This window comes from Flavobacterium sp. GT3P67 (genome assembly GCF_004349155.1).
Classification (GTDB): domain Bacteria; phylum Bacteroidota; class Bacteroidia; order Flavobacteriales; family Flavobacteriaceae; genus Flavobacterium; species Flavobacterium ranwuense.
The window spans coordinates 181485-194730 of the sequence record NZ_SMLF01000003.1; the positions used below are offsets into that span (position 1 = coordinate 181485).

The window sequence follows — 13246 nt, forward strand, 5'->3', positions numbered from 1 at the left end:
AGTATATCTCCGAGATTCGTATTTTTGAGATAATTTCTTGAAATAACATAATTCACTATTAGATATTGTTCATTTTACAGTTCAAATTGTACCACTAAATAGTAATTGAAAGGAGTGAGGAAATTAAAAAAAGCGATAAAACCTACTTTTAACAAAAAAAAATAATCAGTAACTTATAAAATAAAAAAGATCCTATTTCAATTTTCGTAACCCTGAGGTCCCGAGTTCAAATCTCGGTCTCGCTACAAAAACGAAAAACCTTAAAAAACAATTTTTTAAGGTTTTTTTATGTCTAAATTTGAATTTTCTACACTTTGTCTTCTATTTTTATCAAGTGCGAAGTAAAAGCGAACTTGTAATCAACACCTACAATAAATTTACCGAGCAGCTATTATAAATTATTTATTTAAAACTCAAAATATTTAACATTTTTAACAACTTAAAAATGATTATTAGCGCTTTTAATCGGTTAAATAATACATTTTACCGGTTTTCAAATTGTTTTTATTAAATATTTAATTTAGATTTGAGCACCTATAATTTAACAACATGAAAAAAATTACCTGTCTAGCTTTTTTATTTTTTCTATTATTCTGTCAATTTTCAATAGCACAATCAATAAACAATTGGCAAATAAAAGAGGAATCGAAAATCTCAAAAACCATTTCTAAACCAGATAAAAAAATCATTCCTTCTAAATATAAAATTTTCTCATTAGATTTTAAATCTTTAAAAACAAATTTGAGCTTTGCATCCAAAAGATCCCAAAATAATAAACTGACGACAACTTTATTATTAGATTTTCCTCTTGAAAATGGAACTACCGAAAGCTTTAGTGTTGAGAAAGTAAGTACTTTACATCCTGATTTGGAAGCAAAATACCCAGATATTCAATCTTTTTATGGAGTGAGTAGAAAGAATCCTTTGAATAAGATTTATATTAGTATGTCTCCCGAAGGATTTACAGGACTTATCACTGGCGAAAAAACTATTTATATTGATCCCTTTGCAAAAAATGATACCAAAAACTATATTGTATACGACAGAAAAGATTGTACAAAAAACCTAACCGATGGTTTTGTATGTAATACGGTAATGGATGAGCAATTGACTTCTTCAATTTCAAGTGGAGCTAAGGGAGCTAAGATTAATAATTCTACCGACGGAAAGCTAAGAACTTATAGGCTTGCAGTAGCCTGTACCTCAGAATACACAACCTATTGTGGTAATACCGTTGCTGGTGCTTTAGCAGCAATTAATACGACTATCACTCGTGTAAATAGTGTCTATAAAAGAGATTTCGCTGTTGTTTTTCAACTTGTGGCCAATAACGATCGATTGATATATAGAAATAATGTCAATATTGATGCTATACCAGATGCTGATCCGTATGATAATTATGATGGCTCGCAAATGTTAGGTACAAATACTTCAAATATTACAGGGTTAATAGGTGTTGGAAATTATGACATTGGGCACGTTTTTAGCACTGGTGGTGGTGGAATAGCTAGTACTGGACCTTGCATGGCGGCGTCTAAAGGAAGTGGAGTTACTGGAATTGTAACACCGCAATTTGATCCTTTTGATATAGATTATGTATGTCATGAAATTGGACATCAATTTGGAGCAGGACATACACAAAATAATAACTGCCAGAGAGCTTCTACATCAGCTATGGAACCAGGAAGTGCCTCTACGATTATGGGCTATGCGGGTATATGCGCACCAAATGTTCAAGGAAATAGTGATGCTTATTTTCATGCAATCAGTATTCAGCAAATGACAGCGGCAATTGCCACACACACTTGTGAAACAGAGACTGTTACTGCAAATAACGAGCCTGTTTTGGCTGCCATTGCAAATTATACTATTCCCAAATCTACACCTTTTACATTAACGGGGAATGCAACTGATGCCGAAAATAATCCAATGACCTATACATGGGAACAAATGAATAACGAAACAACGGGTGTAATGCCTCCTGTTTCGACAAATCCTGGAAGCCCAAATTTCAGATCTTTCTCTCCTACAACATCTCCTTCGAGAACTTTTCCTAATCTCAATGCAATTATAGATAACATTACGCCTACATGGGAGGTTTTACCAAGCATAGCAAGAATACTAAATTTTAGATTAACCGTTAGAGATAATAATCCTTTAGGAGGTCAAACTAAACAAGGGAACAGTGTTGTAACGGTTTCAGGAACGGCTGGTCCTTTTTTAGTAACAGCACCTAATACAGGTTCAGAAATTTGGTATGCTGGTGAAACAAAAACTATCACATGGAATGTAGCCAGTACGAATACAGCTACTTTTTCTACAACGGTAAATATTAAACTATCTACTGATGGTGGCTATACGTATCCAATAGTTTTAGCTTCAGGAGTTGCTAATAGTGGATCGCAAAACATAACCGTTCCTAATAACGTTGGTAAATTAAATAGAATTAAAGTTGAAGCTGCTACCAACATTTTCTTTGATTTATCCAATGCTAATTTTGAAATTAAATCAGGTAAGTTTGAAATAATTACAGCACAGAGTGGTGTTTCAGTTTGTAAACCTACAAGTGCTGTTTATACACTTAACTACACACCAGCACCAGGATTTAATGAAATAGTAACATTCTCTGCAATTGGTTTGCCTACAGGTGCAACTGCTTCTTTTTCTCCAACTACAAGAACTAACACTGGTAGTGTTACCATGACGGTATCATCTATTGATAGTGTTTCTGCTGAAAATTATTCCTTTAACTTTAATGGGACATCTACAAGTGCAAATATCAATTTCCCCGTTGAATTGAATGTTTTTGATAATACAATTGGAAATGTAATGCTCACTGGCCCATCAAATGGAGCCTCAAATCAGCAAACATCTTCGTTATTGCAATGGCAAGCTTTGTCTAATGCTTCTTCATATCTCGTTCAAATTTCTACCAATCCAAATTTCTCAACTATAACAGAATCCGCAACTGTTACCTCAAACTCCTATCAAACTAGCGCTTTGACACAAGGAACTATTAATTATTGGAGAGTTAAGCCAATAAATCCTTGTGTAAGTGGTGTCTTTTCTGAAGTATATGTATTTCAAATTGCCAGTGATTTCTGTAAAACATATGCTAATGTTTATTTTGAAAACAACGATTCGACTTGGGAAACCAATTCTACAAATGCCGTTAGTGCAAGGATTGACATTCCAGACAACATCATAATTAGCGATGTGAACTTTTATATGAAGGCCACACATCCTTTGTTATCAGATATTAAAATGCAATTTAGTGGGCCAACTGGAATTTTTGCTGAAATCTACAATAGAGATTGTAATGGAGCCAACATAGATGTTACTTTTGATGATAGTGGTGCTCCTCTACCTGTTCCATGTTTGACTACGCTCTCGGGAGTTAAACAATCAAGTCAAGCATTGTCAAAATTTAATGGTTCTTCTTCTCTTGGAACTTGGGTATTATTAGCCACTGACAGAGTCGCAAATACTTCAGGGGGTACATTTAATCAATTTAATATTAGCATCTGCGGTAAATTACAAATTGTAAATAATATCACACTAACTTACAATCCTGTAAGTGTTGGACAAGGTACTACAACAACGATACTTCAATCCAAATTAAGCGCTTCACAACCTGGAGCTACCACATCACAATTAATCTATACTATTACACAGCTTCCTGCAAGAGGAACTTTAAAATTGAATGGAACTGTGTTGAATAATGGAGATGTATTTAGCCAAGCCGATATTAATAATGGATTACTAAGCTATATTAATGATGGCATCAATTCAAATTCTGATAGTTTTAAATTTTCGATAAAAGGGAATAATTCAGCTATTTTGGGAGGACAAACTTTTGCTGTAAATATTTGCGGAGCTCCAATTCCAGTTGTAGCGAATTTAACTATTGTAACAGGGCAATGTTCAACTACTGCAACAGCTCCAACAGCTTCTAGTGCTTGCGCAGGAGTAATTACAGGAACTACTGCAACTACATTCCCTATTACAAGCCAAGGAACTACCATAGTAACTTGGACATATAATGATGGCAATGGCAATACATCAACTCAAAATCAAACAATAATTATTGACGACACAATTGCTCCATTAGTACCTACTTTAGCATCTGTGAGTAGCCAAAACCCAGTAACTCTCGTTGCTCCAACTACTACAGATAATTGCACGGGTACTATTACTGGTATGACAAACACTGTCTTTCCTATTATAGATTCAGGAACCACAGTTGTCACTTGGACATTTGATGATGGTAATGGACAATCGGTAACTGCCTTTCAAAATGTACTTATAGACAGTTCTGCTCCAACAGTGCCAACTTTACTAGTCGCTTCCGGAACAACTCAGACGTCAACCCTTTTATCTTGGAATGCTTCTATTGATGATGTTGCTGTGACTGGATATGATGTTTACCAAGACACTGCTTTAATTGCTACTGTAGCTTCAACGAGTTTTACAGTGACTGGACTAACCACTTCTAGTCCATATGCTTTTTCTGTAAAAGCAAAAGATGCATTCGGGAATATTTCTGGGGCTAGCGATGAAGTTATTATTACAACCTTAGATCCAATAATTGATGTAACTGCACCAACTTCACCCACAAGTTTAGCAGCATCTGGAACAACACAAAGTTCCACTAATTTGTCATGGGTAGCCTCTACCGATGATGTGGGGGTGACTGGATATGATGTATATCAAGGTATAACTTTATTAACGACTGTAAGTACAACAAGTTATGAAGTAACAGGATTATCTACAGCTGCCGCTTATACCTTTACAGTAAAAGCTAAAGATGCTGCAGGAAATGTATCGGCAACAAGTAATGTTGTGGATGTAACTACCCCAGATACTACAGCACCAACAGTAACGACGGATTTAACCGCTTCTGGAACTACATCGACAACTACAAATTTATCATGGACTGCCTCTACCGATAATGTTACTGTAACTGGATATGATGTATATCAAGGTGTAACTTTATTAGCAACTGTAAGTACAACAAGTTATGTAGTAACAGGATTAAATACTGCTGCCACTTATACCTTTACAGTAAAAGCCAAAGATGCTGCGGGAAATGTATCGGCAGCAAGTAATATTGTAAACGTAACTACCCCAGATACTACAGCACCAACAGTACCCACGAGTTTAACCGTTTCTGGAACTACATCGACAACTACAAATTTATCGTGGACTGCTTCTACAGATAATGTTGCTGTAACTGGATATGATGTTTATAAGGGAGTAACACTACAAGGAACAACATCTGGCACTACTTATTCCGTGACTGGATTAACAGCTTCAACTGCCTATACTTTTACGGTAAAAGCAAAAGATGTTGCCGGAAATGTATCTCCTTCAAGTAATATCGTAAATGTGACAACATTAGCCAATACTTTAATTTATTGTACATCGCAAGGAAACAGTGTGGCTAGTGAAAAAATTGGAAAAGTAGTTTTAGGAACGATCAGCAACACTTCAACTGGTGGAACTGGTTATGAAAACTTTACTGCTATTTCTACAAATACATCTAGGGGAACAGCTTATACCATAACAATAACTCCGTCTTGGACTTCAACAAAATACAAAGAAGGATATGCAGTTTGGATTGATTATAATAGGGATGGTGATTTTGCCGATGCAGGAGAACTAGTATGGTCTAAAACCGCTTCAACAACAACCCCAGTTTCCGGTTCATTTACTATTCCAGCAACTGCTGTAATTGGTTCAACCAGAATGAGAGTGTCGATGAAATACAACGCAATTCCAACATCGTGTGAGGTATTCTCTTTCGGACAAGTAGAAGATTATACCGTAAATATTGTTTCTTCTACTGCCAAATTAATTGAATCCATCAAGGTACAGAATATCAATATATATCCAAACCCTGTAAAAGGAGCTGTTTTAAATGTATCGTCAGCTGAAAACGCTACGTACAGAGTTATTAATTTACTTGGACAAGAAGTTTCAAAAGGAAAAGTTGAAAATGGAGCTGTTTCAGTTACAAATATTAACACCGGTGCTTATTTACTAGAAATAACCACAAACGGACAATCTGTAATAAAACGTTTCATTAAGCAATAATCATTTCAAATTTTATACTAAAAAGCTATCTCGATTCGAGGTAGCTTTTTTTTGCTATGTTGTCAAAAAAACATTTTGTCTATTAAAACATTTTGTCCGATAAAAAAAAGGATATGCTGTCCGCTTTGCGAACTAACATTTTTTTTTCCACAGATTTAAAAGATTTTCACGGATTTCCCCTAATAAATCGAATTCGCTTTTCTCTAATCTGTGGAAATCTTTTAAATCTGAGGCAAAAAGTATTGTTTGGTATTAGTTACGAATAGTCATATCACTTTATTTTTTTGCCGCATATTTAAAGGATTTTAATGGATTTCTCCAATAAGTCTAATTCATTTTTTTCTTTAATCTGTGGCAAAAATTATTGCTGGTATTAGTTACGGATAGTCATAAAAAAAATAAAATATTGTATCAACCCAATAGAGGTATTTGCTCCTGCAAATAATCTACGGAACATTCAGATAGGTGCAGATTAATTATTTTTATCAACATTTAACTCCTATCGGAGCAATCCCGCAGGAGTCTGATATTGGTAGTTTAAGGATTTACAAGACACAGCACTGTACCGTAGGGACTTTACCACATTTAAATCTTCGACAAATGAAACAAAAAACCCGATAAACAGCAAAAAATTATAACATTTTATCAACAAAATGTTGTTTCGTAAAAAACAAACAAGTAGTTTTATGGCCTAAATATCTTACCCGAAAGTTCATGACTCAAAATTACTTTTCAAAAAACACCCTTTTTACTTTATATTTTTTACTACTTAGTTTTTTTGGATTTTCTCAATCCTCACAAACATTCAACACACCAGGAAGCTCCACCTTCACTGTTCCAGCTGGAGTAACGAGTATAAATATTGAAGCATGGGGCGCAGGTGGTGCAGGTGGTGGAGCTACAGGAACAAATTCTTCTGGAGGTGGTGGTGCAGGTGGTGCTTATGCTAGAAGAAATTCCTATGCAGTAACACCTGGTACAAATTACACAGTAACTGTAGGTAGTGGCGGTATAGGCAGCAGAGGTAATGGTACATCTGGAGGATTTTCATCGTTGAGTAGCGGTGCAACAACCTACTTATTAGCCGTTGGTGGTAATGGAGCAGCTTTTACAAATACGAATAACACCTACACTACAGGAGCTACAGCAGTTAGCTCAGGTAATACGGGTTTTACAGCTCCTCTTAGTTATTATGGAGGAAAAGGTGGTGATGGTCTATTTGGTGGTGGTGCTGGAGGATCAAGCGCAGGTACAGGCTCTAATGGAAATTCTGGTATTGACCAAAATGGGGGTGCAGCAGTAGCTGGAGGAGTTAAAGGAGCAGATGGTTCTACAGAAAGTGGAGACGGAGCTTTTGGTACCCCACCTGGTGGTGGTGGTGCAGGGGCAAATGCTCTAACAAAAACGGATAGATCTGGTGGAGGTGGTGGAAATGGGCAAGTAATCATTTCATGGACATGTCCTATTTTCAGCTTGAATAGCACATCTGTAGCAACTCCTTTATGTTCAACTTTTGCTGCAAATGTATCTGTTAATTCGAGTATAACTGGTCTGCCAGTAGGCACCTATACCGTAACCTACAATATTTCTGGAGCTAATACTGCTTCAGGAAATACTGCAACTATGAATGTTACAACTGCTGGTACAGGAAGTTTTTCTACCAGTACCTTACCAAACTCAGGATCAACTACAGTAACTATAACAAATCTAGCCGCAGGAACATGTAGTAATAACATTTTACTATTTAATAGTGCAACTATAACAGTATCAGCTACCCCTACAATAACTTCAACTACGCCTGGTTCAAGAACAGGTACAGGCACGGTTCCCTTAAGTGCAGTAGCATCTGTTGGGACAATTTCTTGGTTTACTACAGCAACTGGAGGAACAGCATTAGTAACAGGGAATAGTTATACTACTCCATCTATTACAGCTACAACTACCTATTACATACAAGCTACTAATGGATCTTGTACATCGAGTCCAAGAGTTGCTATTGTAGCAACTATAAATAATCCTGAAATTGCAGTTTCAGGAAATGGCTTCACTATTACAGATGGTGATACTACACCAAGTACTGGTGATTTTTCTAATCTAGGAAGTTCCAATCTTCTCATAGGTTTAACCAGAACTTATACCATTAATAATTTAGGTGCGGCAATATTAAATTTAGGCAGTATAACTATTGGAGGAACAAATGCCTCAGAATTTGTAGCAACAAATCCCCCAACATCAATTGCACCTCAATCAAGTGCCACCTTTACGATTACCTTTACTCCCACAGCTATAGGCACACGAAATGCAACTTTATCATTTACCACTGATGATGCAGACGAAAATCCCAATAATTTTAATATAGCCGGAACGGGAGATACCGGGGTAACACCAGAAATTAATCTACAAGGAAACAGTACTGATATTATTGATGGAACATCTGGTGGATCTACAACTAATAACACTGATTTTGGGAGTGGATTGGCTGGAACATCTATTGTAAAAACATTTACCATTCAGAATTTAGGCACTGGTCTTTTAACACTTACAGGAACACCTAGAGTTGTAATAACCGGGGATGGTGCATTTACAGTAACAAGTCAACCAAGCAGCAATTCAATTGCTCCAAGTTCAAGTCTAACCTTTCAAGTTACATTCAACTCTGCCATCACAGGAAATTTTTTAGCCATTGTAAGCATAGCAAATAGCGATGGTAATGAAAGTATTTATGATTTTGTTATTACGGGAAATACGACAGTTACAGGTAGGGAAATAGACATACAAGGAAATGATGTTTCTATTGTTGATGGAGATACCACACCAAGTGTTTTAGATCAAACCGACTTTGGAATCACCGATACAACCACAAAAATAGCGATTCCTTTTCAAATCTATAATTATGGAACTACTGCATTGGGAATAACAACTACTGTTAATGTGACGCCAGCAGGCTTCTTTACAGCGAGTATAATCCCTACGAGTTCATTAGCTGCTAGCGGGATTACCAGTTTTGTGGTTACATTTACTCCTACTGCGGCAGTAGGTGTAAAAACGGCTACTATCACAGTAACAAACACAGATAATGTGGGTACTCCAAGTGAGACCTCTTATGATTTTGTTGTATCAGCAGAAATTAAGGTCCCAGTTGCGTTAACAGTTGCTCCAGGAGGAGTTACCTCTAATCTTAAATTTTGGCTAAAAGCTGATAGTAATATTGGAAGTGTTGCTGACAATGTTGCTATAACAACTTGGCAAGACAAAACAACAGGAAGTACTAAGGATGCCATTGCAAAATTAGGTAAAGAACCCAAATTTCTACACAATACCACTAATAATGTCAACTTTAATCCAGTTATTCATTTTAATGGGGCAAATGCTATGGCAGGTGGACAAGGATTTAATAATTTGGATATGTTTGTAGTTATTAAGCCAACAAATACTGTAACTTCTACTACAAGTCCAATGGATACTTATTGTGGTGATGATATTGCCATTAATAAAGGAAGTCAAGATGTAACTGGTTTTGAAATGGGGAATACCTCGAGTAGGTTCACAAATGAAGTATTCGCATATAATCAAGGGGCTAACACATCTTACGGAGTCAGTGAAATAAGTACCTCAAAATCTTATACTGGAGTTAATATTTTTAATCCCAGATATGTTGGGTCGGGCACAGGATCCACAAAAATGGGTATCTTCAACAATGGCACTTTATTATCAACAACTGAAAAATTAACAGATCCTGGTACTTATATACCATATAAGGATATTCTAAACTCCAGATATTGGTTAGGAGCCAGTGAAGCTTTTGGTCCTAGTTTTAATGGAGATTTTCTTGAAGTAATCAATTATAACACCAGTAATACTGCAACTGACAGGAGGAGAATAGAGACTTATTTAGCTATTAAATATGGTATTACACTAGGAAGTAATGGAACAAGTCTGGATTATTATAACTCTGCTTCTATAAATGCAGCTACATCAATTTACGATGCAAGTACAGGATTTAATTACAATATTGCTGGAATAGGCCGTGATGATAAATCTGAATTGAAACAAAGACAATCTAAAACTGAAAATATAATTGATGATGTCACCATAGGACTTGGCGGTATTTATAATAAAAACTCCGATAACCCAAATAATTTTATTAACGATAAAGAGTTTTTAGTTTGGGGAAGTAATAATGGAACACTGCTTGCTCAACCCGCAGTAATAGTAAACATGAGTTCGGGGATATCACCTTCATTAACTACTGAAGTTGATTTTATTTCAATAGGAAGAACTTGGAGAGTAAAAGAAACTGGCGGTAACATTCCTTCTTGTAAAGTTTCTATACCTTCTACTTTACTTACCTCTACGATAACTCCTCCTGGTGATTTCTTGATGTTTATATCGAGTACTCCTCAATTTAATCCAACATCAGAATATAGAGTTATGCGCGTTAACGGGTCAAAGCTAGAAACTGATTATGATTTTGACGGAACTAAATATATTACTTTTGGTTATGCTCCAGAAAGAACTTTTGAAAGAGCTATCGATTTTGATGGTGTAAATGATTATCTAGATGCTGGTAAAGTTTTAGATTTAAACACATCATTTACAGTCTCTGCTTGGATAAAAAGTAGTACTATCAACCAAACAATTCTTTCCAAAAGAAACAACCCTTATACCGCAGGGTATGATTTAAGTATAAATGCATCCGGAAAAGTTGAGATGAGTTGGTTTAATGGCACAAAACAAACTATAACATCTTCTATAATAATGCCTACAGAAAAATGGCATAATGTATGCGTGGTTTATGATAATGCCACCTCAATTGCAAAATTATATATCGATGGTTTTGAAGATGCAAGCAAAATATTAAGTAATGTACCTGCCAATCCAACACAATCTTTCTTGATAGCAGCTGCAGATGGTGTAACACCTACCTCTTTCTTTAATGGTACTATCGATGAAGTTCGCGTTTGGAATGTTGCACTCTCGGTAAAAGAATTACGTTATGTAATGAATCAAGAAATTCTCAGTAATGGTATAGCTACTAATGGAAAAATTATTCCTAATAGCATTACATCGAATGAAATTAGTAGTATTCCTTGGTCAAATTTAAGCGCCTATTATCCTATGTCTACCTATACTTTTACTAATGCAAAAGACATATCAAACAACAATAATACGGCTGCATTACGAAATCTAACAACAGTAGATTTGCAAACCGCACCCTTACCATATGAGTCATTAGCAAATGGCTACTGGGAAACTCCTGTAACATGGAAAAATAATACCGTTCAAGATTTACCTTATAGTTTATCAATAGTAGATGATACTGAAACTATAGATTGGAATATTGTAAAAACAAGTCACAATATTACTTCGATAGGAAATAAAACCGTTTTAGGGTTATTTGTAAATAGTAATACATTGACTGCTACAACAGTCGGAGGATTACAAACTGATGGAACTAAAATTGAAGTTTCTCATTACTTGAAACTAGATGGAAAAATTGATTTAGTGGGAAGATCACAATTGATACAAAAACTAGGCAGCGACTTAGATGCAACCAGTTCGGGTTCATTAGAAAGAGACCAACAAGGACAATCTAACAAGTATAATTATAACTATTGGAGTTCACCTGTGGGTGCAATTAACGCCACTACAAACAATAATGCTTTTACTGTGGCCGGAGTTTTAAAAAACGGAACAAATCCTGCAGCACCAGCAACGATAACTTGGGTTGGTGGTTTTGATGGAGCAACATCTCCATTTAGTTTAGCACGCTATTGGATTTTTAAATTCGATAATTTAGCGAATGACTACGCCAATTGGACTCAAATAGGTGAAACAGGATCATTGTCAGCAAGTAAAGGATTTACCCTAAAAGGGCCGGGAACTTCGGGAACACAAAACCTTACCTTTTTAGGAAAACCAAATAACGGTACTATAACAAACACAGTACTCGCAGATCAATTGTTACTTATAGGGAATCCCTATCCATCTGCATTAGATGCTGATAAATTTATAACCGATAACATTGGTTCAGTTGAAACATCTATTACTGATCCCGCAATTGATGGAGCATTATATTTCTGGGAACATTATGCAACTAACAACACCCATATATTAAGAGCGTATCAAGGGGGTTATGGCATACGAAATCTGTCTGGAGGAGTCGCTCCAAGCGCTACTGGCGTAGATTTCATAAGTGGGTCTGGTGCAACAAGCAAGTTGATTCCTAACCGATATATTCCTGTAGGGCAAGGTTTCTTTGTTGCTGGAATAGCTGGCACAGGAGGAACAGTAACTTTTAATAATAGTCAAAGAGATTTTCATAAAGAAGACGAAGTTGGGGTTTCCCAAACAACGTATAGAATTCCGGTTAGTCCAAAAGCTTCTAGCCATTGGACGGACAATAGCAATGCTCCAATTGAGAAAGACACTCATAAAAAAGTACGACTAGGATTTAATGTTATCGACAAAACCTTCCACAGACAAGTGCTTTTGGCCTTTATGGACGAAAAAGCAACAAGTGCTATGGATAATGGTTACGATGCCTTTAATATTGATGAATCTCCAAGTGATATGTATCTATTGAATGGTGAAAATGAATTAGCGATACAAGGAGAAGGTTATTTTGATGAAGACGCCTCCTTCCCTATTGCTGTTCGAATGGAAGCAGCTGGAAAAGTATCTTTTGGTATTGATGCATTAGAAAATTTTGATGAAAACCAAAATATTTTTGTTTACGATAAAGAAACGGATACTTATAATAGTATAAAGAATACCCTTTATGAAATAGAACTTCCTGAAGGATACTTTACTGATCGTTTCTCATTACGTTTTACGGATAAAACCCTTAGCGTAAAAGATCCTGCTTATGAAAATACCGTTCAAGTAGTCTTTACCCGTTCTAATAATGTTTTGAATATAACAAATGATGCAAATGACAATACAGTTCTTGCCGTGTCACTTTTTAATATCCAAGGAAAATTAATATCTAAATGGGATGTGACTGACAAGGAACAAACCAGTATTAAAATACCTATTCAGAACAAAAAATCAGGAGTTTATATCGTAAAACTGAAAACTTCCAAAGGGAATATCAGTAAGAAAATTATCGTCAAATAATTTAAAATAAAATAACACTTCAGAAAGAGAC

The 13246-nt window shown here is 35.8% G+C and carries 2 protein-coding genes; both read left to right on the plus strand.

Features of this window, described 5'->3' with window-relative positions; genetic code table 11:
- Positions 1–549 precede the first annotated feature (549 nt).
- Positions 550–6096, plus strand: coding sequence for a fibronectin type III domain-containing protein (locus E0H99_RS17205; RefSeq protein WP_165930272.1), 5547 nt, complete (start codon positions 550–552; stop codon positions 6094–6096).
- Positions 6097–6810: 714 nt separating this feature from the next.
- Positions 6811–13215 (plus strand): choice-of-anchor D domain-containing protein, encoded by a 6405-nt coding sequence (locus E0H99_RS07275; RefSeq protein WP_131993117.1) that lies wholly within the window; start codon positions 6811–6813, stop codon positions 13213–13215.
- Positions 13216–13246: the final 31 nt, after the last annotated feature.